General features: G+C 38.8%; 22 protein-coding genes, 20 tRNA genes, 2 rRNA genes and 4 riboswitches (1 of these 48 running past the window's edge). Of the genes, 2 read left to right on the forward strand and 42 right to left on the reverse strand.

The features are described from left to right. Positions 1-4: 4 nt before the first annotated feature. The 18 genes from kdpDN to tenA all read right to left on the reverse strand — a co-directional run bounded on the left by kdpDN (position 5) and on the right by tenA (position 14,977). Positions 5-1,159 (reverse strand): KdpD-like non-kinase potassium sensor, encoded by a 1,155-nt coding sequence (gene kdpDN / locus ACUN28_RS25625; protein WP_080118087.1) that lies wholly within the window; start codon positions 1,157-1,159, stop codon positions 5-7. Positions 1,160-1,215: 56 nt separating this feature from the next. Further along, complete coding sequence (gene kdpC, locus ACUN28_RS25630) at positions 1,216-1,797, reverse strand: K(+)-transporting ATPase subunit C (protein WP_016089250.1); 582 nt, start codon at positions 1,795-1,797, stop codon at positions 1,216-1,218. A gap of 16 nt (positions 1,798-1,813) precedes the next feature. Beyond that, complete coding sequence (gene kdpB, locus ACUN28_RS25635) at positions 1,814-3,904, reverse strand: potassium-transporting ATPase subunit KdpB (RefSeq protein WP_016089251.1); 2,091 nt, start codon at positions 3,902-3,904, stop codon at positions 1,814-1,816. 13 nt (positions 3,905-3,917) lie between these two features. Next, a complete protein-coding gene (gene kdpA, locus ACUN28_RS25640; RefSeq protein WP_016089252.1) occupies positions 3,918-5,585 on the reverse strand; it encodes a potassium-transporting ATPase subunit KdpA in 1,668 nt (555 codons plus the stop codon). A 19-nt stretch (positions 5,586-5,604) separates the two neighbouring features. Continuing rightward, on the reverse strand, positions 5,605-5,685 hold the full coding sequence (gene kdpF / locus ACUN28_RS25645; RefSeq protein WP_000972378.1) for a K(+)-transporting ATPase subunit F: 81 nt from the start codon (positions 5,683-5,685) through the stop codon (positions 5,605-5,607). Further along, positions 5,682-5,786 carry a SipW-dependent-type signal peptide-containing protein gene (locus ACUN28_RS25650; RefSeq protein ID WP_000887889.1) on the reverse strand — a complete coding sequence of 35 codons (105 nt, stop codon included), beginning with the start codon at positions 5,784-5,786 and terminating at the stop codon, positions 5,682-5,684. Before ACUN28_RS25650 ends, kdpF begins: the two co-directional genes overlap by 4 nt. Before the next feature lie 96 nt (positions 5,787-5,882). Next, positions 5,883-6,028: riboswitch (cyclic di-AMP (ydaO/yuaA leader) on the reverse strand. A 260-nt stretch (positions 6,029-6,288) separates the two neighbouring features. After that, entirely contained in the window at positions 6,289-6,519 is a 231-nt protein-coding gene (locus tag ACUN28_RS25655; protein ID WP_000866307.1) for a hypothetical protein, read from the reverse strand. A gap of 16 nt (positions 6,520-6,535) precedes the next feature. Next, entirely contained in the window at positions 6,536-6,922 is a 387-nt protein-coding gene (locus tag ACUN28_RS25660; RefSeq protein WP_000424073.1) for a hypothetical protein, read from the reverse strand. Between the two features lie 93 nt (positions 6,923-7,015). Next, positions 7,016-7,163, reverse strand: a riboswitch (cyclic di-AMP (ydaO/yuaA leader). A gap of 85 nt (positions 7,164-7,248) precedes the next feature. Continuing rightward, entirely contained in the window at positions 7,249-8,070 is an 822-nt protein-coding gene (thiD, locus tag ACUN28_RS25665) for a bifunctional hydroxymethylpyrimidine kinase/phosphomethylpyrimidine kinase (protein ID WP_098405396.1), read from the reverse strand. A 6-nt stretch (positions 8,071-8,076) separates the two neighbouring features. Next, a complete protein-coding gene (gene thiF, locus ACUN28_RS25670) occupies positions 8,077-9,096 on the reverse strand; it encodes a thiazole biosynthesis adenylyltransferase ThiF (RefSeq protein ID WP_016089254.1) in 1,020 nt (339 codons plus the stop codon). After that, positions 9,089-9,859 (reverse strand): thiazole synthase, encoded by a 771-nt coding sequence (thiG, locus tag ACUN28_RS25675; RefSeq protein WP_016089255.1) that lies wholly within the window; start codon positions 9,857-9,859, stop codon positions 9,089-9,091. The genes thiF and thiG overlap by 8 nt, the downstream gene beginning before the upstream one ends. A gap of 2 nt (positions 9,860-9,861) precedes the next feature. Further along, positions 9,862-10,065, reverse strand: coding sequence for a sulfur carrier protein ThiS (gene thiS / locus ACUN28_RS25680; protein WP_016089256.1), 204 nt, complete (start codon positions 10,063-10,065; stop codon positions 9,862-9,864). A 15-nt stretch (positions 10,066-10,080) separates the two neighbouring features. After that, positions 10,081-11,190, reverse strand: coding sequence for a glycine oxidase ThiO (gene thiO, locus ACUN28_RS25685; protein WP_016089257.1), 1,110 nt, complete (start codon positions 11,188-11,190; stop codon positions 10,081-10,083). Next, entirely contained in the window at positions 11,183-11,803 is a 621-nt protein-coding gene (gene tenI / locus ACUN28_RS25690; RefSeq protein WP_016089258.1) for a thiazole tautomerase TenI, read from the reverse strand. The genes thiO and tenI overlap by 8 nt, the downstream gene beginning before the upstream one ends. Positions 11,804-11,813: 10 nt before the next feature. Beyond that, positions 11,814-12,815: an ABC transporter substrate-binding protein gene (locus ACUN28_RS25695; RefSeq protein WP_016089259.1), complete on the reverse strand. Its 1,002-nt coding sequence runs from the start codon at positions 12,813-12,815 to the stop codon at positions 11,814-11,816. Continuing rightward, the gene (locus tag ACUN28_RS25700; protein WP_016089260.1) at positions 12,812-13,564 is read right to left on the reverse strand and encodes an ABC transporter permease; all 753 of its coding nucleotides are present in this window, start codon (positions 13,562-13,564) and stop codon (positions 12,812-12,814) included. The genes ACUN28_RS25695 and ACUN28_RS25700 overlap by 4 nt, the downstream gene beginning before the upstream one ends. Further along, positions 13,564-14,313, reverse strand: coding sequence for an ABC transporter ATP-binding protein (locus ACUN28_RS25705; RefSeq protein WP_016089261.1), 750 nt, complete (start codon positions 14,311-14,313; stop codon positions 13,564-13,566). The genes ACUN28_RS25700 and ACUN28_RS25705 overlap by 1 nt, the downstream gene beginning before the upstream one ends. Further along, positions 14,282-14,977: a thiaminase II gene (gene tenA / locus ACUN28_RS25710; protein ID WP_000666832.1), complete on the reverse strand. Its 696-nt coding sequence runs from the start codon at positions 14,975-14,977 to the stop codon at positions 14,282-14,284. Before tenA ends, ACUN28_RS25705 begins: the two co-directional genes overlap by 32 nt. An 82-nt stretch (positions 14,978-15,059) precedes the next feature. Next, positions 15,060-15,162, reverse strand: a riboswitch (TPP riboswitch). A 60-nt stretch (positions 15,163-15,222) separates the two neighbouring features. Further along, positions 15,223-15,334, reverse strand: a riboswitch (TPP riboswitch). Positions 15,335-15,603: 269 nt separating this feature from the next. Between tenA and ACUN28_RS25715 the strand changes: the two genes are divergently transcribed. After that, the gene (locus ACUN28_RS25715; protein WP_016089262.1) at positions 15,604-16,764 is read left to right on the forward strand and encodes an SH3 domain-containing protein; all 1,161 of its coding nucleotides are present in this window, start codon (positions 15,604-15,606) and stop codon (positions 16,762-16,764) included. A gap of 5 nt (positions 16,765-16,769) precedes the next feature. Further along, positions 16,770-17,108, forward strand: coding sequence for a hypothetical protein (locus tag ACUN28_RS25720; RefSeq protein ID WP_016089263.1), 339 nt, complete (start codon positions 16,770-16,772; stop codon positions 17,106-17,108). A 230-nt stretch (positions 17,109-17,338) separates the two neighbouring features. Here the strand turns inward: ACUN28_RS25720 and ACUN28_RS25725 are convergent, their stop codons facing one another. The 24 genes from ACUN28_RS25725 to ACUN28_RS25840 all read right to left on the reverse strand — a co-directional run. Further along, positions 17,339-18,490 carry a DUF3965 domain-containing protein gene (locus ACUN28_RS25725; protein ID WP_016089264.1) on the reverse strand — a complete coding sequence of 384 codons (1,152 nt, stop codon included), beginning with the start codon at positions 18,488-18,490 and terminating at the stop codon, positions 17,339-17,341. A 294-nt stretch (positions 18,491-18,784) separates the two neighbouring features. After that, positions 18,785-19,204, reverse strand: coding sequence for a CBS domain-containing protein (locus tag ACUN28_RS25730; protein ID WP_016089265.1), 420 nt, complete (start codon positions 19,202-19,204; stop codon positions 18,785-18,787). Between the two features lie 130 nt (positions 19,205-19,334). Continuing rightward, positions 19,335-19,406 (reverse strand) — tRNA-Glu (locus tag ACUN28_RS25735). Between the two features lies 1 nt (position 19,407). Next, positions 19,408-19,482 (reverse strand) — tRNA-Asn (locus tag ACUN28_RS25740). 10 nt (positions 19,483-19,492) lie between these two features. Next, positions 19,493-19,569 (reverse strand) — tRNA-Ile (locus ACUN28_RS25745). Positions 19,570-19,579: 10 nt separating this feature from the next. Next, a tRNA-Trp gene (locus ACUN28_RS25750) sits at positions 19,580-19,650 on the reverse strand. A 6-nt stretch (positions 19,651-19,656) separates the two neighbouring features. Beyond that, a tRNA-Thr gene (locus ACUN28_RS25755) sits at positions 19,657-19,729 on the reverse strand. A 10-nt stretch (positions 19,730-19,739) separates the two neighbouring features. After that, positions 19,740-19,815 (reverse strand) — tRNA-Phe (locus ACUN28_RS25760). 8 nt (positions 19,816-19,823) lie between these two features. Continuing rightward, a tRNA-Asp gene (locus ACUN28_RS25765) sits at positions 19,824-19,899 on the reverse strand. A gap of 3 nt (positions 19,900-19,902) precedes the next feature. Next, positions 19,903-19,979 (reverse strand) — tRNA-Met (locus ACUN28_RS25770). 23 nt (positions 19,980-20,002) lie between these two features. Next, positions 20,003-20,095, reverse strand: a tRNA-Ser gene (locus tag ACUN28_RS25775). A 56-nt stretch (positions 20,096-20,151) separates the two neighbouring features. After that, a tRNA-Ser gene (locus ACUN28_RS25780) sits at positions 20,152-20,244 on the reverse strand. Positions 20,245-20,264: 20 nt separating this feature from the next. Continuing rightward, a tRNA-Ala gene (locus ACUN28_RS25785) sits at positions 20,265-20,337 on the reverse strand. A gap of 15 nt (positions 20,338-20,352) precedes the next feature. Further along, positions 20,353-20,426 (reverse strand) — tRNA-Pro (locus tag ACUN28_RS25790). A 10-nt stretch (positions 20,427-20,436) separates the two neighbouring features. After that, a tRNA-Arg gene (locus tag ACUN28_RS25795) sits at positions 20,437-20,510 on the reverse strand. Positions 20,511-20,513: 3 nt separating this feature from the next. Then, a tRNA-Leu gene (locus tag ACUN28_RS25800) sits at positions 20,514-20,602 on the reverse strand. Between the two features lie 16 nt (positions 20,603-20,618). Further along, positions 20,619-20,693 (reverse strand) — tRNA-Gly (locus tag ACUN28_RS25805). 29 nt (positions 20,694-20,722) lie between these two features. Continuing rightward, positions 20,723-20,803 (reverse strand) — tRNA-Leu (locus tag ACUN28_RS25810). Positions 20,804-20,817: 14 nt separating this feature from the next. Then, a tRNA-Lys gene (locus ACUN28_RS25815) sits at positions 20,818-20,893 on the reverse strand. 4 nt (positions 20,894-20,897) lie between these two features. After that, positions 20,898-20,972 (reverse strand) — tRNA-Gln (locus tag ACUN28_RS25820). A gap of 11 nt (positions 20,973-20,983) precedes the next feature. Beyond that, positions 20,984-21,067, reverse strand: a tRNA-Tyr gene (locus ACUN28_RS25825). Between the two features lie 8 nt (positions 21,068-21,075). Further along, positions 21,076-21,151 (reverse strand) — tRNA-Val (locus tag ACUN28_RS25830). Between the two features lie 5 nt (positions 21,152-21,156). Then, a 5S ribosomal RNA gene (rrf, locus tag ACUN28_RS25835) occupies positions 21,157-21,272 on the reverse strand. A gap of 102 nt (positions 21,273-21,374) precedes the next feature. Beyond that, positions 21,375-22,796: ribosomal RNA gene (locus tag ACUN28_RS25840) — 23S ribosomal RNA — on the reverse strand (it continues 1,500 nt past the right edge of the window).

The following is a 22,796-nucleotide window of genomic DNA, read 5'->3' on the forward strand; positions in this document are numbered from 1 at the left end:
TATTTTAAGCTCTTTGATCCGCAACAATATGAATATCAATATACTTCGTTTGTCTCATAATTTCATTTACAATAGAACCTTTTCGTATTTCTTCCCACCTTGTTCTTGCCGATTGTCCGAGTAAAATTTGCGTTACTTGTAGTCTTTTCGCGACTTCAATAATAACATCAGCTGGCTTTCTTCCATTTGCTTCTTCTAATACAAAACTTGCATCAAATTGATTCGTTAGCGATTTCCACTCTTCAATTGTTTGCTTTTTCCCTGCTGAAAGTGAATCTATATTTTCCCGCTCTACATTTAAGACATACAATTCAGCATTTAACCGATCTGCCATACGCCAACCTCTTCGTATTAACTTCTCTGCTGTTGAACTGTATTGTACACAAACGAGAATTTTTTCTTTCACCCCAATCGGTTCTATAACTGTTTGGCTAATTTTCTCATCCATATCATCTGCAACTTCACGAAGCGATAATTCCCTTAGTGCTCCTAAATTATTAAGCGTAAAGAAGTTTTGTAAGCTTTGTTGAATTTTTTCTTCCTTATATATCTTTCCATCGATTAATCTCTTCCTTAATACCTCAGGTGTTGCATCAACAAGCTGAATTTCATTTGCTTTTTGCAAAATAAAATCTGGAATACGTTCTCGCACTTTAACATTCGTAATTTGAGCTACAATATCATGAACGCTTTCTAAATGTTGAATATTAAACGCTGATAATACAGATATACCAGCATCTAGCAATTCCTGTACATCCATATAACGTTTCTTATTTTTCGACCCGGGAATATTACTATGCGCAAGTTCATCCACAACAACAATTTGTGGTGCACGTTTTATAATTCCTTCCACATCGAGTTCATAAAATACTTTCCCTTTATAATCAATTTCTTTTAAAGGAACTTTTTCTAAATCAGCAATTGCGTCTTCCGTTTCTTTTCTCCCGTGTGTTTCAATTAAACCAATTACAATATCCATACCATCTTTTTGCATTTCTCTTGCATCAAATAGCATTTTATAACTTTTCCCTACTCCTGGAGCCGCTCCTACATATAGCTTTAACTTTCCTCGATTTTGCTGACGAATATATTCTAAATACTCTTCTGGTGTTCGCCTTTGAAAAGTTGGTTTATAGTCATCCGCATACAAAACACTCACAACCTTTCTTTCAAAACAACGCTACCTCAATCCGTTAGATTGAGGTAGCACTGTTACTATTTCATTAGTTTCTGTAATTCTATATTTAACTTTAAGACGTTCACACGATCTTCTCCAAATAAACCAAGTGCCGCACCTTCCGTTTGATCTTTAATCAATTGATCTAGCGTTTCTTTCGGGATTTTCGTTAATTTCGAAATGCGCTCTACCTGTACAGAAGCTGCCTTCGGACTAATGTCAGGATCAAGCCCTGAACCTGAATTTGTCACTAAATCGATCGGCACTTCTGTAACTGGAACCGCCCGGTTTTGTTTCTTCCAGTCTTCCATACTTTTCTCTACTCGTTTCTCTAAATCTGGATTAGACGGTGCATAGTTATTTGAACCAGATGCTTCTGCTTTATATTCAATACTAGAGACACGCCCATGAAAATAACGTGGATCTGTGAAATTTTGGCCAATTAACTTAGAACCAATCACTTCATTTTTATCATTATATATTAGACTTCCATCCGCATTCTCCTTCATTACTGCTTGTGCAATACCAGTAACAATAAGCGGATATACAAGTCCGCACAACACTAAAAATGTAAAAGTAATACGGACAATCGGTGATAGTATACTTTGTTTCTTCGCCATCTTTTTCCCCTCTTCCTTATATAAACAAGCCGACAATTATATCGATTACTTTAATTCCAATGAACGGTACAATAACTCCGCCAAGCCCATAAATAAATAGGTTTCGGCCAAGTAGTGCATTCGAACTCATCGGTTTATATGCAATACCTTTCATCGCTAACGGAATGAGTAACGGAATAATAACAGCATTAAATATTAGTGCTGATAAAATCGCTGACAGTGGTGATGTTAGTTTCATAATGTTTAATGCTTCCATTTGCGGAATCGCAAGTGTAAACATCGCTGGAATGATTGCAAAATATTTTGCGATATCATTCGCAATACTAAACGTCGTTAACGCACCACGCGTCATTAACAATTGCTTACCGATTCCTACAACCTCAATAATTTTTGTCGGGTTCGAATCTAAATCAATCATATTCGCTGCTTCTTTCGCAGCTGTCGTACCACTATTCATTGCTAATCCAACGTCAGCCTGCGCTAGTGCCGGCGCATCATTTGTACCATCACCTGTCATCGCTACAAGTTTCCCTTTATCTTGCTCTGCTTTAATAACCGCAATTTTATCTTCTGGTTTACACTCAGCAACGAATTCATCTACCCCTGCTTCTTTTGCAATTGTCGCTGCTGTTAATGGGTTATCGCCTGTACACATAACTGTTTTAATCCCCATTTGACGCAATTGTTCAAAACGCTCACGCATACCAGGTTTTACTGTATCCTTTAAATAAATTAAACCGTAAATACGATTATTCACTGCAACTACAAGTGGTGTCCCGCCCTCTTTTGAAATGAAATCTGCTTTTTGATTTACATCTTTCGGAATCGTTCCACCTTGTGACTGAACCCATTCAATAACGCTACCTACAGCACCTTTCCTCACTTTCGTTCCGTCCTGTAAATCAACACCACTCATTCTCGTTTCTGCTTTAAATGGAACAAATTCACCTTGTTCTGCAATTTCTCGATTATATGATATAGACTTCGTTTTTACATATTCTATAACTGATCGACCTTCTGGTGTTTCATCTAAAACTGAACTAATCGCAGCCCATTTTCCTACTTGCTCAATCGTTTCATTTCCTACAGGAAGTAATGTATGTGCCATTCGGTTCCCGAAAGTAATCGTACCTGTTTTATCTAAAATAATTGTATTAATATCACCTGCAGCTTCTACTGCTTTACCCGACATCGCTAACACATTGAACTTTGTCACCCGGTCCATCCCAGCAATACCAATTGCTGATAACAACCCACCAATTGTCGTTGGAATTAAACAAACTAACAATGCGACAAGTACAGCTGTATCAATTTGAAACCCTAAATAGTTTGTAAAGATCGGCAACGTCACAACAACGATTAAGAAAATAAGCGTTAAGCTCGTTAATACTGTATTTAAAGCAATTTCATTCGGCGTTTTTTGACGAGCAGCGCCTTCTACTAACGAAATCATTTTATCAATAAATGATTCACCAGGATTACTCGTAATGACAATTGTAATCTCATCACTTACGACCATCGTTCCGCCTGTTACGGAACAAAAATCACCGCCCGCTTCTTTTATTACAGGAGCTGATTCACCTGTAATCGCAGATTCATCTACAGAAGCTAACCCTTTCATTACTTCACCATCACTTGGGATCATCTCACCTTGCTTTACAATAACAACGTCACCTTTTCTCAAATCAGTTGCTGAAACTTGAACAATGTCCCCATTTTCTTTCACCACATTTGCAAACACATCTTTCTTCGACTGTTTTAAAGAATCGGCTTGCGCTTTCCCCCGCCCTTCTGCTAACGCCTCTGCAAAGTTAGCAAATAAAACTGTAAATAAGAGAATGAGAGAAACTGTTATATTAAACCATCCTGGTACACTACTAGCACTACTTGGAAGAAACGATAAAATGAACGTAATGATAAATCCAATTTCCACAACGAACATAATCGGATTCTTTATCATGACTTTCGGATTCAATTTCGCAAAGGATTGTTTCATCGCATGTGTTACGATATCACGATCCATCGTTTTCGCTTGTCTAACCTCATCTTCTATAGCATGTATTTGTGACTGATTTACTTGTTTTTCTTTTACTACTACCGGTCTCATCATTTACCCTCCATTACTTCAATGTAAGAAATTCTGCAATTGGGCCAAGTACTAACATCGGGAAGAATGTTAACGCACCGACAATTACAATCGTTCCGATGAAGATGCCACCAAATAAACCATTATCTGTACGGAACGTTCCGACTGTTTCTGGTACTACCGTCTTCTCTTTCAACGAAGCTGCCACAGCTAACATCGTAATTAAACTGAAATAGCGTCCTAAAAACATAACTAAACCAGTTGTAATATTCCAAAACGGTGTATTATCTGCTAAACCTTCAAATCCAGATCCGTTATTCGCAGCTGACGATGTGTATTCATATACAACTTGCGTTAAACCGTGGAAACCGGAATGTGAGATAGCATCTGTTCCTAAACTTGTTGAAAGAGCTAATGCTGAAAATCCTAAAATAAGCAATGGATGGAATAAAATCGTTACCGCAATTAATTTCATTTCCTTACCTTCAATTTTCTTACCTAAAAACTCCGGTGTCCGTCCAACCATTAAACCAGATATAAATACTGCAATAATGGCATACATAATAATGTTTACAAAACCTGCTCCAACACCGCCATATACTGTGTTTAACATCATATTTACGAGTGGAACTAGACCGCCAATTGGTGTTAATGTATCATGCATCGTATTAACAGCCCCTGTTTCAGCAGCTGTCGTTACTGTTGCGTATAGTGAAGAAAATACAGTTCCGAATCGTACTTCTTTTCCTTCTGTACTTCCTTGTACATGTTCGATACCCATTCCATTTAACGCTGGATTTCCATGTAATTCCGATGTCGTAATCGTTATAAATCCAAGTAAAAACACCATAAATAGTGATACGAAAAGGATACGACCTTGTTTTTTATTCCCTATCATTCGTCCGTACGTAAATGGAAGTGCTGTTGGCAATAGCATCATAAGCATCATTTGCAAAATATTACTCATTTGTCCTGGATTTTCAAAAGGATGTGTAGAGTTTGCTCCGAAAAATCCACCGCCGTTATTCCCAAGTTCCTTAATGGAAACAAATGATGCAACTGGCCCGCGTAATATACTTTGCTTTGCCCCATCAATCGTTTGTGCCGTAACTGCACCGTCTAACGTTTGTGGTACACCGAGTGTGACAAAGACTAGCGCCGCAATAAATGCGATAGGAAGAAATACTCTCGTTAGTGCTCTCGTAAAATCAACGAAAAAGTTACCGAGTTCTTTTCCAGCGAGCCCTCTTATAAATGCCATAACGAGTGCTAACGTCGTTGCCGGTGCTGCAAACATTAAAAATGTAATTCCGATTAATTGTGATAAATAAGATAAACCATTTTCACCGCTATAATGCTGTAAGTTTGTATCAGCCATAAAACTAATTGCTGTATTAAAAGCAAGCGTAGGCTCCATTCCTTCAATGTGTGCTGGATTTAATGGCAATACTCCTTGTAGTCTGAAAATGAAATATACGACAACAATCATAAATCCATTTAATAAAACTAATGACAATGCGTACTGTTTCCACGTTTGATTGTATTCTTTTACACCCGTAATTTTAAAAATAAGTTTTTCAAAAGGCCCGAATACTTTATCTAGCTTTTGACTACCTTGAAAGGCTTTCTCTAAATATATCCCCATTGGCTTTGCCACAAGAATAAACAACAGCATGGTAATAACAACTGCGACCCAAATCATAATGAATGATTCCCCCTAATTAAAACTTCTCTGGATTTAATAATGCATACACTAAGTACACCGTAATTGCTGCAACAATAACCGATAAGGCAATCATCATGATTGCTTCCCTTCTTTCACAACTTTATCTGACCAACTTGCAAGACTTGCCATCGATGCGACTAACACAACAAAAATCCCGATCATTACAACATCTAACATAACTACCCCTCACTTTTTTGTTAAAATTTACCATTAAGTTATCAAAAAAAGAACACTAAGCTCTACTTAGTGTTCGAAATGAACAACACAAAGTAAACCTCCTCTCTAAACGCTTACGAGGTTAGCTGTCGGATTCGGGCCTAAAGAGTAGCCCTACTTTCAAAACTGAAAGATTCACCCCAAGTGACGATGCACAAAATTGGTTCCCCCGCTCCATTTCTGGAACTCAGCGATTTTAGGTTTTTTTGGAAATTTTATGAATGATTTATGAGAGTAAATATACTCCTCTATATTTCACTTGTAAAGAGGCAAATTACTGAAAATAAGAAAATATCCGTCTATTTAAACGCTTACATTGAGTATTATTAATATTCTTTCATCTGTTTTCTCGTCTTTTCTTTCTTTTTCACATAAATGATCTTTTAAATACGAAATAAAAAGAGCGAATGACATGAAGTGCATAGCTTGGTGCACTTAGCATTCGCTCTTTTTTATTCACTATTTATTCTCCTCGTAAAAAAGCACGTAAATTTCTCCCGCGAATATAAACTTGTGACAATTCTGCATGTAGTTGCTCATATTCGATAACATCTGTTTTTAAATATAAAGCGTCTTTCGATGGCAATATAATATAGGGCCTTGGAAAAATAGGATCAAGCATCACCAATTCTTGAACTCGCTCTACCGATACCGCCCAACGATTCGCTATATCTCCTAATAACAACACCTTCATCTTCTTCTCCCCCGCCCTATTCAAAAAATAAAAAAGAAATATTATCACAATTTGTAAACACGACGAATGTAGCTCCAATTGTTTCATAGAGCCTCGCTGGATATCGTTTATTCCTTGTAACAACAGTAATAGGTGCTTGAAAAGAAAAGCGAATGTGTTCTGTAAAGAAACTAATAATTGGAAGCTCATCCCCTAGTAAAATCACTTTCTTAATACACTCACAAATACTAGTAAAATCCTGCTCCTTACTACAACTATACGTCCAATCAAACCCACAATTCCTCACTTCAGCCGCTATCTCTTCATTTGCTGTAAAAATAATTAACTCATGTTGAAATGCTACTAAATCTATTAAACTATTTACCTTGCTTTCTTCTCCAACACAAATAAGTGTTAGTTCCATGTACCTCATCCTCCTTAGCATAAAAGAACTCAAACATAGATTGATATTCCCCTATACTAATCAGATCGATGAAGTGATGTATCCATCATGGCACCGTCCTCTCTCAAGACGCTTACGAAGTTAGCTGTCGGATTCGGGCTTTGAGAGTAGCCCTACTTTCAAAATTGAAAGATTCACCCCTAGTGACACTGCACAAATTGGTTCCTCCGCTCCATACAATCGGACTCAGCGTTTACAAAAAAATATATTCTGGCTGATATATTACTCCTGTATTTGGAAAAAGTAAACAGAAAAAAAGCCAGTTATAAAACTGACTTTTTACTTACCTAAGCACGCGTTTTATTCAATTTATATGCAAAATGATTCGTCGGTCCATGACCACTACCAATATTCAACGGCTCTTCAATTGCTATACTAATAAATCGTTTTGCTTCTTGAACTGCCTCTTCAATCGAGTAGCCTTTCGCAAGTCCTGCTGTAACCGCTGAAGCAAATGTGCACCCGCTTCCGTGCGTTTGCTTTGAAGGAATCCGTTCGCTTCTAAATTCGATAAACTCTTCTCCATCAAAGAGTAAGTCAATTACTTCATTACCTTGATATTCTGCATGTCCACCCTTCATAAGCACATATTTCGCACCTAATTCATGCAGTACTTGCGCAGCTTCCTTACTATCTTCAACATCATGAATCTCCATCCCAGTTAACACTTCTGCCTCAGGAACATTCGGTGTTACAACCGTTGCTACTGGTAATAAATATTCTTTTAATGCTTGTACTGCTTCTTGTTGTAATAATGATGCACCACCCTTAGCAATCATAACAGGGTCTAGTACAATATTATTCCAGCCAAACTTCTTTATATGTTCTGCTACAATTTGAATAATTTCACTGCTAAATAACATTCCTAGTTTCACAGCATCTGGTGTTAAATCCGTACCAATTGAATTCAGCTGTTCCATAATACCTTCTAATGGAACTGGATATACCCCTTGAACGCCAAGCGTGTTTTGAGCAGTAATTGCCGTAATTGCCGTCATTCCGTACACACCAAGCTCTTGGAATGTTTTTAAATCTGCTTGAATGCCGGCACCGCCTCCGCTATCAGATCCGGCAATTGTTAGAGCTTTATTTATTTTCATCCCACTCATCCTTTTCTATCCAAAATAACGATGATAAATTGTTTTTGCTTCGCTTATATCTTTCGTTCCATGTACAAGTACACGACCATCTTTAAAAGCAACTAATCTCTTTTCTTCCACAGAAAATGATAATAAATATGGATTTACATTTAAATCATTCACACGATCATTTAGCAGCTCTTTGTATCGTTCAAAATCCATTTCCTCTTTATGAGGTGGTCTAATTTGAACTGTATTTCTCCCGCATAAAACTGCTGTTTTCGATGTGTTTTCTTTATTTAAATACGGATATAATGCATTCTCTCCGCACGAAGGACAATTGTGTTTACGAAGCTTTTGCACATTCATACATGAATATTCATTCTTCCATACATCAAACGATACAAGTCCATCTCGAAGTGATTCGGAATCTTCCACTAACAGTTTAAGAGCTTCCGTTACTTGATGAGAAACGACGAGAGCTACAGCAGGTGATATAATGCCCGCTGTATCACATGTCGCCCCGCCAAGCGGAATTGATTGTAATAAACATGATAAACATGGCGTTTTACTAGGAAGAATTGTGTAAGAAAGGCCGTAACTCCCTACACATGCTCCATAAATCCATGGAATAGAATATTTTTGTGCTATATCATTTACAATGAAACGCGTTTCGAAATTATCAGTTGCATCAATGATTACATCAACGTTGGTCACAAGCTCTTCTAATTCCTCAGCTGTTACATCTTGAACGAGAGCTTCTACTCTTACTTCACTATTAATCTCTTCTAGACGCTTCTTTGCTGCTACAGCCTTCGGAAGATTATTTTCTACATCACTCTCTGCGTACAATTGCTGCCTTTGTAAATTACTCCAATCGACATAATCCCGGTCTACAATCGTTACTGTACCAACACCTGCTCTTACGAACATCTCTGCATTTGCACTACCTAATGCACCTGCGCCGATAATAAGCACATGCTTTTCTCTTATCTTTTGCTGGCCTTCTTCCCCAATCGGAGAAAATAATTCTTGGCGAGAATATCGATTATTCAACTACGCTCATTCCTTCTAAAGGACTACTTGCTGTTGCACAACGTTTACGTGCAATACGACCTGCTTCAAATCCTAAACGTCCTGCCTCAATACTTAATTTCATTGCGGATGCCATTTTAATAGGATCTTTTGCTCCTGACACAGCCGTATTTAATAACACACCATCCGCTCCTAATTCCATCGCGAATGCCGCATCAGCTGGGCTACCGATACCAGCGTCAACGATAACTGGTACTGTCGCTTGTTCAATAATAAAGCTCAAATTTAACGGATTTACAATACCAAGCCCTGAACCGATTGGTGATGCTCCTGGCATAATTGCATGCACGCCTAGTTCTTGTAACTTACGTGCTAATACAACGTCATCAGATGTGTACGGAAGTACGATAAATCCTTCTTCTAGTAACATTTCAGATGCCTTTAACGTCTCTACCGGATCAGGTAATAACGTTCTATCATCACCAATAACTTCAACTTTGATCATGTCGCAAAGCCCTGAAGCTTTTGCTAATTTTGCAATACGAACAGCCTCTTCAGCATTTTTTGCTCCAGCTGTATTCGGTAATAACGTATATTTTTTTACATCAAGTTTCTCTAATAAATTAGGCTGCTGTGCATCGAATATATCCATACGACGTACTGCGAACGTTAAAACCTCAGCCTCAGATACATCAATTGCCTTTTGCTGCACATCAAAATCAGGGAATTTTCCTGTTCCTAATAAAAGTCTAGAATGAAATGAAAATGGTCCAATGTTTAACATAATCAACCGCCTCCTACGAAAGTTACAATCTCAATTTGGTCTCCATCAAAAACAAATGTATCTGTATGATCATCTTTTTGTAAAATATCTTTATTACGCTCTACTACAACAATTCTGTTATCTAACTCTAAATGTGTAAGTAACTCAGCTACTGTTTTTACACTCTCTGGCACTTCAATTTGATTACCATTAATTTTTAAATTCAAACTTCCATCTCCTTTCTAAACTGTTTTAGAAAGCAATGAATCTAGCAAGTGATTTTCCTGCTTTCCTTCTATTAAATCAGCCATATACTGACCAGAAACAGGACTTAATAAAATACCGTTTCGATAATGCCCCGTACAAGCATATAAACCTTTTATTTCTTCATGCTCTCCCATATAAGGAGCTTCGTGATTTGATTGTGGCCTTAATCCTGCCCATGTGCTTTCCCACTCTGCTTCTTTTAAAGCCGGCAATATTGTATAAGCACGCTCTAATATAGAAGTAATACTTTCTGGTTGCACAGTTTTATTAAACGTATGAGGCTTCATCGTTGCTCCAATTACGTAACGTCCACCGCGCTTTGGTGCAATGTAAAATCTTTCTTGGAAAATAGGTGCCTTTAAAAGTGGTTTTCTACTTCTTACCGCTACTACTTCTCCTTTAACTGGATATGTACCCCATTCTCGGTGAAAATGCGCTAGTAGCTTCGTGCTCCATGAACCACCCGCAATCACAACTTTTTCGCATGTGATAATACCTTCGCTCGTCATAATTCCAGTCACTTTATTATTTTCAATACGAATATCAAACACTTCTGTCTGTTCATATATATCAGCACCCGAAAATGATGCGGAATGTGCGAAGGCTTTCGTAAGCTCTGGTGCAATAACATGACCATCTTTTGGATAATATACAGCACCTATAATTGACTCAGATAGAAATGGCTCTTTCTCTCGTAAACGATCTCCTGTTAGAAAATAAGAATCTTCACCTGTTTTCTGCTGCCAATCCATAATGTGAAGAATTCTTTCCTTCTCATCTTCATTTTGGGCAATACGATAAATGCCTTTTTCTTCATACCCAATATCGATGCCTGTTTTTTCACGTAAAACTTCTGCAAGTTGTGGAAATATAGCACGGCTTTCTCTAGCAAGTTCAAATAGTGGGTCATATGCATCCCATTCTGCCTGAACCCCAAGTAAACCAGCAGCCGCTTTCGAGGCTTCAGATGCAATTCTTTGCTTCTCTACAATCGCTACTTTATGCCCTCGTTCTGCTAGAAAATGTGCAACTGAACTACCAATTACACCTCCGCCAATTATCGCTACATCATACTTCTTACACATGTTTTTCCGCCCACTTTCTTATTGATTCCTTATAAGATTTCGCTTTGCTATACGGGTTACTACTGCTTATAATCCCAGACATAACAGCAATACCACTGACACCGTTAGTAAGAACATCCCCTGTGTTTTCCGTGGTGATTCCTCCAATTGCTGTAATCGGTATGGATAAACACTTTCCAATGTCTGAAACTTCTTCAAGCCCTCTCGCTGGCACACCTTTTTTACAATCTGTCGGAAATACATGACCATAGACGAGTGAATCCGCTCCATTCTTAAATGCATCGATCGCCTCTTCTAAAGAATGCACAGAATAACCGACATGCAAATAAGAAAACTTTTCTTTCACTGACCTTACATCTGCGCTTCGATATCCTAGCTGCACGCGCGGAATGTTTAATAAAATAGCAATATCAATTCGATCATTTATTACTATCTTCGATGCCGGAAAGCCTTTCTTCAAAAGACCTTCCACACCTTCATACAATTCCTTCGTACTTTTCTCACGCTCACGAATATGCAAATAATCAATCTCACTCTCAATTTGCATTGCTACATTCACTAGCTCTTCGAATGACATGTGACCATTTGAGATTACATGAAGCTCATTTTTCATATTCATTCGCCTACTTTAAAATGTTTTCGAATAATTCCTCAGCCGGAACGATTTCTTTCGTCATTCCTTTATCTTTCAGCCATTTATTTTGTTTCTCCCATGACTCTTTTGAATCTGATAAGAATGGCTCATCTTTCGTTTCCATCTTCTCTAATAAAATTTTCATACTTTCTTTTTCAACTTCTGGTACAAGCGGGAAGTTTTCTTTTTCTTGATGATTTAATAAAATATTTAATGCTTCATCCGGATTTTTCTTCATGAAATCATAGCCTTTTTTCGTACCACGTAAGAAGGCTTGCAACGCTTCTTTATCTTTTTTCAACGTTTTATCACCTGTTACAAATACAAGCTCATGATAGTTTGGTACACCGTAATCAGCTGGATTAAAGTATGCTGGTTCATGACCTTCATGGCGCATAACAGGGACTTCATGGTTAATGTATGCCCCTGTTACCGCATCCACTTTTTTCGTAATTAGTGCCGGTACTAAATCAAAGCCAACATCGACTACTTTCACTGTATCTGGATTACCACCAGCTTCTTTTACCATCGTTTTTAAATACATCTCACTTAAAGGTGTTCCAGAATATCCAACTGTTTTCCCCTCTAAATCTTTTGGCGATTGAATGCCTGCTGATTTCAGCGATACAACATGATTTAATGGCGAACGTACGACAGCTCCAATTGATTTCACTGGAATTTGTTCATTTGCTTTTGCCATGACAACATCTGGCTGATAATATAAGCCAACCGTTACCTTTCCTGCAGCTGCTAAAGTTAATGGATCAGTCGGATTAGAAGGGAATTTAATATTCACCTTTACTCCTTCTTCTTTAAAGTAGCCTTTTTCAATCGCCGCATAAATAAAGCTATGTACCGCATTTGGGTACCAATCAAGCATGACCGTTATTTCTTTTTCTTTTTTATTCTTATCTGATGCCGAATTACTAGAACATCCAGCGATCATTGCAACTAATAATGTAAACACAAAGATGCGTTTTAAAAATTTCATGAATGCTTCCTCCAACTAATAAATTTCTTTTCTAAAATCGAAATAAGGACAACAAAGAAAATAGCTAATAATGATAACAATACAATGGGGGCAAATACACCCGCTCCGTCTAATTGCGTCATCATTCTTTTACTGAAATATCCTAGCCCAGCTTGTGCACCGAGCCATTCACCAATTGCCGCCCCAATCACACTAAGCGGAACTGCAATTTTTAAAGCTGAGAAAAAATAAGGAAGAGCAGATGGTAACTTTAATTTAAGAAAAATATCTTTTTTCGTTGCTCCATACGTAACTAAGAGCTCCTCCCATTCTTTTTTTGTACTACGTAGTCCATCATACGTATTGACCGCAATTGGGAAAAACGTAATTAAAACCGTGACAACAACCTTACTCCAGATCGTATATCCAAACCATAAAACGAAGAGCGGAGCAAGCGCTGTAATCGGAATCGTTTGTGAGGCAACTAATAATGGATAAAATGCTCTCTCCATCCAATTACTCGCATTCATTAATATTGCTAGCCCTACCCCAAGTACGATAGAAATAGCCACCCCTATTAAAACGACGTATAATGTTGCCGGCAAATGAACTGTAAATAATATATCTTTTAGTTGCCATATCTTCATTACAATTGCAGACGGTGACGGTAAAATGTACATCTCATCTACAATTCTTGCGCCTATTTCCCACATGACAAGTAAAACACTAGAAAGTGTAAGGGCAGGTAATAGTTCCTTCAACCGGTTCATCATACGAGTACCTGCCTTTGTAACATACTAAGAAGCTCATCTTTAAGCGCTAACACTTCAGGCTTATACAAATCTTTTCTTGTCCGATTACGATCAAGCGGTACAATCCTCTCGGTTAAAGTAGTTATCGGTTGATTTTCTACAACGAAAATTCGATTAGAAAGAAACAATGCTTCTTCCACATCATGAGTGATAAATAAAATTGTTTTTTCCCACTCTTTCCATTGTTCAAACAGCCATTCTTGCAAAGATGCCTTCGTTAACGCATCCAACGCGCTAAACGGTTCATCTAACAGCAATATCTCCCCGCCTGTTAATAAAGTTCGAATAAAAGATACGCGTTGTCTCATACCACCAGATAAATCTTTCGGATATTTTGTCTCATACCCTTGTAAGCCAAATTTATGTAACAGTTCCTTTGCCTTTATTTGTGCTTCTTTCTTCTGTACACCTTGGCACTCTAGCGGCAGGGCAGCATTTTCAATAATCGTTCTCCATGGCAGGAGCATATCTTTTTGGGGCATATACCCTACAGGATGGCTCTTTGTTTCTGTCAGCTCTATCTGTCCCGTACTTGTTTCTTCTAAACCTGTAATAAGGCGAAATAAAGTACTTTTCCCGCATCCACTCGGTCCGATAATACTTACAAACTCTTTATCTTGTATAGAAGCATTTAATTCCTTGATGATTGGTTTCTCATCATAATGAAAAGAAACATTATGAAACTGTAGTATGTTCTTGCTCCTCAAATCCCCACATCTCCTTACGATAGGACATATCCCAGAATAAATATTCAAATCGACTGGAATATAGGAAAATCTCCTCTAATCGATCTAGCTCTTTGTCAGACTTTCCAACTGCCATTTCATTTAATAAATCTATTAACCAAATACAAAGGCTACCGTATTCTTCCGAACTATATCCTTGAATCCACTCACCAAAGAACTCATGATCTCTTGCTCCAGGAATATCGTTTAAACGCTTTCCAATTTCCCAGTAGCTCCACATACATGGAAGAAGTGCTGCTATTAATTCCGCAAGCGTGCCATTTTGAGATACAGACATCATGTAATTTGTATAGGCTAAATTTTTAGCAGATGGTTTTGCAGATTCTATCTCCTCTATAGAAATACCAAGTCTTTTTGCATATTGTTTATGGATTGTCATTTCTCCATTTAATATGCCATCAATTTGTTCAGCAAATTTCCCCATTACTTGTGGATTCGTTGCTTTTACAACACCAATCGCATATAGCTTTGCATAATCTAACAAATATAAATAATCTTGAATAATATAATACTGAAACTTATCTTTTTCTAACGTGCCATCTCCCATACCTACTACAAACGGGTGATTATGACTCATCTCCCAAACTGGTTGTACAGTTTCTAATAATCTATCGCAAAATTTCATTTCTCTATCCCCTTTCAATTTATATATCTAAATAAAAAACCACTTCTAAATAAGAAGTGGTTACAGCAAATAAAATTATAATTTATTCGTTGCTCCACTTCCCTTCGCTAGTATTACCTAGATCAGGTCTGTAAGGGTTAAGGATTATTCCTCTCTCAGCACAACAAGCACCCCTAGTGGTTTCAATATGAAATTTTCAAATAAAAAAGCCCCGTTTCTATACGCAAAGAAACGGGGACTCATTATTATTGTCCGAATTGCTTCCCTACGCTAGCATAATCTAGATCAGGTAATGAAAAGGATCAAAGGCTTACGGCCTACTCTCAGCTGGCAACACCAGCTCTCCTAGCAAACTATGAAATTATCACTGTCAGTATAACACCGTAATAAGACATCATCAACTATTTTAATTTTCTCAATTGTCAACAAAATAACGGAACTATATAATACTTATATTCTATCTTAGAAATTATTATCCTAATTAATTGGATAAAAAGGAATCATTATCCTCAAAAAATTTATTTTTATATTGATTTCATATTACATTTATGTGAATACACCCACTATATTATATCTTTATACTATAATAAAATTACAACTATACAACTAGAGGAGGTCTCTATTATATGAATATGAAAGCTACTGCTTTAACAGCAACTACTGTCGCAATTGCCTCTTTACTTCCTTCTATGGGAGAAACAAATGTACAAACAGCCAACGCTGAACAATTATCTAATGTAAAAACTGGATATGTAAAAGTCGATCAAGTAGCCTTACATACAAAAGATAACGCAAATAGCTCATCAATTGATACAATCCGCTTTAATACGAAAGTGAACATACTTGAAACAACTAATGGCTGGTATAAAGTATCTGTTAATAATAAAGTAGGTTACGTACAAAAAGATGCTATTCTACTAAAAAACAAACTTCAATCTAATAATCAATACATCGTTAATGCCAATGCATTAAACGTTCGTTCTGAACCTAATTTAGAATCTTCAATTTTAGATGTATTACCAAATGGGAAATTCGTTACCATTCAAGAAGAACAAGGTGATTGGTATAAAATTTTACATAATGGCAAAACAGGTTACGTACAAAAGGCATTCGTGTCTAATGGTTCACAGCCTTTAGTAAAAGGCATCACAGTTCAAAATAATACGAAATACACAGTTGCAACACCTAAACTTAATGTACGTAGCACCGCTAGTACAAGTAGTGCACTACTTGGTTCATTACAGAATGGTACACAAATACAAGTAGTGGAAACTGTAGGAACTTGGTATAAAATTCGTTTTGGCACAGGATACGGATATGTGGCAAAACATTATGTGGTGCAAAATCAAACGCAATCACAAGCTCAAACAGCTCAACCTACTTCAATTCCAGCAGTTTTTAAATTCCCTACTCAAGGAAGAGTTAGCTCAACCTTTGATATGCGCTGGGAACAAATGCATTATGGTATAGATATTGCAGCTCAGGGTAATGTCTCTATCCAGGCGGCGGCTGCAGGTAAAGTTGTGAAATCATATTATTCAGCTAGCTATGGCAATGTTGTGTTCATCGCCCATCAAATAAACGGGAAATTATATACAACAGTCTATGCTCACATGAAAGATCGCACTGTACAAGCTGGTGATCAAGTACAAGCTGGACAATTAGTAGGTCATATGGGCAACACAGGTCATTCATACGGGCAACATCTTCATTTTGAATTACACAATGGAGAGTGGAATTTTGAAAAAACAAATGCAGTAAACCCACTGCCATATTTAGTTAGGTAAATTGTATGCCACGCAATATCAATATATCTCTCTTAATTGAATACTTAGCCTTTTTAGGTTTAATCTTTTGTTTAATCATTTACAATACAAATACTGTATTTTTATCTATTATCATTGCTTTTGTTACTTTAGAAATTATGATGGAAGCCTTTCAAGTACAACTAAAACAAAAAATTGCCCATATTTATAATGCCATCTTTCTATTAAGTGCCCTAATAACAAATATTATTAGTAATGGTTTTTATTTAACTACCGTATTTCCCGTATGCTTTATGGCTGTTTTATTATTCATAGCTAGGTACATTCATGTCCCTAATAACAAAAAACACGAACAAGAAGCTTAGAAAGAGGAGACACTGTGTACCAATCTTTCAAAGATAATCCGCTAAAATATATATTGAATTTATATAAAAAAACAAATACTTTTTTTGGTATACAAGGAAGCTATACGGCACAATTTCTCCTTTATGGAATGTTATTTCTCGTCTTAATTGCGTTCTCCTTACTTTACTAACAAAAAAAAGGATCTCACATAAACTTGAGATCCTTTTTAATTTATATAGAAAATGCTCTTTTATCCGCAAGCATATTTTTCATAAATAAAACTAAGATTATATTTTTTCTCTAAGCTCATTCTTTGTTCATCATCGCACCAATAGAACAGAATATCATGAATTGTTGCATAACGCTTATTTTTAAGAAATAGTTTAAAGAATGATGGTAAACAATCATGTAATTGTATAAATATATAATTGCGTAATATTTCTTCTTTATATTCAATTCCCTTGCAAATATACAATAATTCTTCACAATAATATGCATGTTGTGGAACTTGAATCATTTCGAAAAATGGCACATATGATAATAACTTTCCGATAAAATGATCATATCGATCCATTATTCCTATCGTCATATGCTCCATCATTTCTTTCATTACATATAAATAATCATCTACATGAGTAGTTTTCAATGGGTCTAATCGATCTGAAATTTGAGAAAGTACAGCTCTTTGACAAGCTAACACCGCTTGACTAGGTCCATAATATGATAAGAAGTCTGTACACTTACGATATTTTCGTAATAAGTCGTGTGTATATAAATCATACACGAAAGTATTACAATACATAGCTAGACTCATCATATCACTATTTAATTGCTCTTTTGATAGGAACTTAGCTCTCTTACACATATAAAAGAATGCAAATTCTAATACTTCTTTATGGGATAATAGATGTTTACAGTCTGTTATACATTTCTCATTAAATTTAACTCTATCCCAGATTTCTACATCCCCATCAGTTAATTCACCAATACGATATTTAATAATTAAATAGTTTAAAGCAACCGCTTGCGTCAAAAGATCCCATGTTTCATATTCCAATGAAGTGTGAACAAACTCAGCTAATCCTTGAGTTATCATAAAAGTATTTGCTTCTTCATACCAACCAATCTCTTGGCATAAGCGAAGAATACGTACTAAAGTTGGAATTTCATCTTTATGAAACTGCGGTAAATTCTTTGTTTTATTCATTCCATATACGATAAATGCCGCTAAATTTTCTTCTTTATAAAATTCTTTTTCTTTCCACACTAATATAGTTCGTTCTTTCCCTTCACCTTTTGGATGACAAGGTACAAGCAAAGAAAATAATTCAGCGAAATTATTTGGTTCTATATATGTATCTGTAACCAAATTCCAATTTGGATCGCGCTGTACAGCCCTCATATAATTCCCCTTCCCTTTTGTCTACATAGGAAATATTAATCCATTATTACATCACTAACAATGGATATTGTTATATTCAAAATCTTTCATAATACTTATATCTATCAGTATATCATTTTTTCTCTTATTTAAAATTAGGAATGACAAATTTAAATAAACTGTCGAAATTACTAACTGTATACTTATTATATAATGTCTCAGATACATCATGCTAACATATTAGTTTAATTCTATATACTAGAATAATGCATCTGATTTTTATACGTAACTTACCCCACTAATTAAAATCTTTCTTCATTCCGTATGCTCCGAGATTTCACTTAAAGCAAATCCTGCTTGATCATCTGCCGATTCTCTTATAGCTAAATCACCTAGTGCTAGCATCCCAACGAGTTGACCACTCTCAACTACTGGTAATCGTCTAATTTGATACTGTGCCATTAACTCTGTGGCTTTTTCAATAGAATCATCTGGAGAAACTGAAACAATGTTTGTTGTCATTACATTTGTAATTTTATTAGATCCAGGATGTTTCTCAGCAATCCCTCGAACAACTAAATCTCGGTCCGTAACAAGCCCAACAACTTGCTCATTTTCAACAACCGGAATCAATCCAATCGATTCTTCTTTCATCTTTACAGCAGCCTCATATACATTGTCTAGCGGTGTACAATGTACAATATGAGTGCTCATACAGTCTCTCACTCGTGTCATTTTTGTCTCCTCCTTTTTATACATACCATAGCTTTTCCTAAATTCCTTTATTTATTTCAGGAAAATCAGTTGATAAAGGAAGATTAACGCACAATAAAAAAGAGTCAGCATATTGCTGACTCTTTTTTTATGACCCGTACGGGATTCGAACCCGTGTTACCGCCGTGAAAGGGCGGTGTCTTAACCACTTGACCAACGGGCCATGGCTCCGCAGGTAGGACTCGAACCTACGACCGATCGGTTAACAGCCGATAGCTCTACCACTGAGCTACTGCGGAATAATATATATGGTGGGCCTAAATGGACTCGAACCATCGACCTCACGCTTATCAGGCGTGCGCTCTAACCAGCTGAGCTATAGGCCCATATACTTTACAGGGGCAGTAGGAATCGAACCCACACTGGAGGTTTTGGAGACCTCAGTTCTACCTTTAAACTATGCCCCTAAAGGATGCCGGCTAGAGGACTTGAACCCCCAACCTACTGATTACAAGTCAGTTGCTCTACCAATTGAGCTAAGCCGGCATAAAAAAAATGGTGGCTCGGGACGGAATCGAACCGCCGACACGAGGATTTTCAGTCCTCTGCTCTACCGACTGAGCTACCGAGCCAACATAAATGGCGGTCCCGACCGGGGTCGAACCGGCGATCTCCTGCGTGACAGGCAGGCATGTTAACCACTACACCACGGGACCATTTGGTTGCGGGGACAGGATTTGAACCTGCGACCTTCGGGTTATGAGCCCGACGAGCTACCGTGCTGCTCCACCCCGCGACAATATAATGTTTTTTAAAAAATGGAGGAGGTAGAGGGATTCGAACCCCCGCGCGACTCTCGCCGCCTGTCGGTTTTCAAGACCGATCCCTTCAGCCGAACTTGGGTATACCTCCATGAAGGAAAAATAAAATTTTATTATTATATGTATCTAAACCATTTAAAAAGAAAATGGAGGAGGTAGAGGGATTCGAACCCCCGCGCGATTCTCACCGCCTGTCGGTTTTCAAGACCGATCCCTTCAGCCGAACTTGGGTATACCTCCGAGACATATAATAAATAAAGTGGAGCCTAGCGGGATCGAACCGCTGACCTCCTGCGTGCAAGGCAGGCGCTCTCCCAGCTGAGCTAAGGCCCCCTGTTTTTGGGAATATCGGGAAGACAGGATTTGAACCTGCGACCCCCTGGTCCCAAACCAGGTGCTCTACCAAGCTGAGCCACTTCCCGTTAATAAAAGCGCGCCCGAGAGGAGTCGAACCCCTAACCTCTTGATCCGTAGTCAAACGCTCTATCCAATTGAGCTACGGGCGCATATGGTGCCGAGGGCGGGGGTCGAACCCGCACGGTGGTCACCCACCGCAGGATTTTAAGTCCTGTGCGTCTGCCTGTTCCGCCACCCCGGCATGTCATATTGAAAATTGGAGCGGAAGACGGGATTCGAACCCGCGACCCCAACCTTGGCAAGGTTGTATTCTACCACTGAACTACTTCCGCAAGACATGTTTGAGTTATTTCATTAAAAGTGCGGGTGAAGGGAGTCGAACCCCCACGCCAAAGGCGCTAGATCCTAAGTCTAGTGCGTCTGCCAATTCCGCCACACCCGCATATTTGATTAAAATGGTGAGCCATGAAGGATTCGAACCTTCGACCCTCTGATTAAAAGTCAGATGCTCTACCAACTGAGCTAATGGCTCTTAATGGCTGGGCTAGCTGGATTCGAACCAGCGCATGACGGAGTCAAAGTCCGTTGCCTTACCGCTTGGCTATAGCCCATTAATTAAGAATGGTGGAGGGGGGCAGATTCGAACTGCCGAACCCGAAGGAGCGGATTTACAGTCCGCCGCGTTTAGCCACTTCGCTACCCCTCCGACATATATGGTGGAGGATGACGGGATCGAACCGCCGACCCCCTGCTTGTAAGGCAGGTGCTCTCCCAGCTGAGCTAATCCTCCATTTTGCCTGGCAACGTCCTACTCTCACAGGGACAAGGTCCCAACTACCATCGGCGCTAGAGAGCTTAACTTCCGTGTTCGGTATGGGAACGGGTGTGACCTCTCTGCCATCATTACCAGACTGTATTCATTTAAGACAAGAATCATTTTAACTTATTTTACTTTTAAAGTCAACAAGTTTTTTTATATTCTTTCAAAACTAGATAACATTGCTTCATATTATATGGTTAAGTCCTCGATCTATTAGTATTCGTCAGCTCCACATGTCACCATGCTTCCACCTCGAACCTATCAACCTGATCATCTTTCAGGGATCTTACTAGCTTACGCTATGGGAAATCTCATCTTGAGGGGGGCTTCATGCTTAGATGCTTTCAGCACTTATCCCTTCCGCACATAGCTACCCAGCTATGCCCTTGGCAGAACAACTGGTACACCAGCGGTGCGTCCATCCCGGTCCTCTCGTACTAAGGACAGCTCCTCTCAAATTTCCTACGCCCACGACGGATAGGGACCGAACTGTCTCACGACGTTCTGAACCCAGCTCGCGTACCGCTTTAATGGGCGAACAGCCCAACCCTTGGGACCGACTACAGCCCCAGGATGCGATGAGCCGACATCGAGGTGCCAAACCTCCCCGTCGATGTGGACTCTTGGGGGAGATAAGCCTGTTATCCCCGGGGTAGCTTTTATCCGTTGAGCGATGGCCCTTCCATGCGGAACCACCGGATCACTAAGCCCGACTTTCGTCCCTGCTCGACTTGTAGGTCTCGCAGTCAAGCTCCCTTATGCCTTTGCACTCTACGAATGATTTCCAACCATTCTGAGGGAACCTTTGGGCGCCTCCGTTACACTTTAGGAGGCGACCGCCCCAGTCAAACTGCCCACCTGACACTGTCTCCCGGGTCGATAAGACCCGTAGGTTAGAATTTCAATACAGTCAGGGCGGTATCCCACCAGCGCCTCCACCGAAGCTAGCGCTCCGGTTTCAATGGCTCCCGCCTATCCTGTACAAACTGTACCAAAATTCAATATCAGGCTACAGTAAAGCTCCACGGGGTCTTTCCGTCCTGTCGCGGGTAACCTGCATCTTCACAGGTACTATAATTTCACCGAGTCTCTGGTTGAGACAGTGCCCAAATCGTTACACCTTTCGTGCGGGTCGGAACTTACCCGACAAGGAATTTCGCTACCTTAGGACCGTTATAGTTACGGCCGCCGTTTACTGGGGCTTCAGTTCAGAGCTTCGCTTACGCTAACCCCTCTCCTTAACCTTCCAGCACCGGGCAGGTGTCAGCCCCTATACTTCGCCTTACGGCTTCGCAGAGACCTGTGTTTTTGCTAAACAGTCGCTTGGGCCTATTCACTGCGGCTTTCCGTTAAGAAAGCACCCCTTCTCCCGAAGTTACGGGGTCATTTTGCCGAGTTCCTTAACCAGAGTTCTCTCGCACACCTTAGGATTCTCTCCTCGCCTACCTGTGTCGGTTTGCGGTACAGGCACCTTTTATCTCGCTAGAAGCTTTTCTTGGCAGCGGGGAATCAAAGACTTCGCTCCATAAGGAGCTTCCCCATCACAGCTCAGCCTTCACGATAAGCGGATTTGCCTACTTATCAGCCTAACTGCTTGGACGTGCACAACCAATCG

The sequence above is a fragment of the Bacillus sp. WC2507 genome (genome assembly GCF_052656125.1).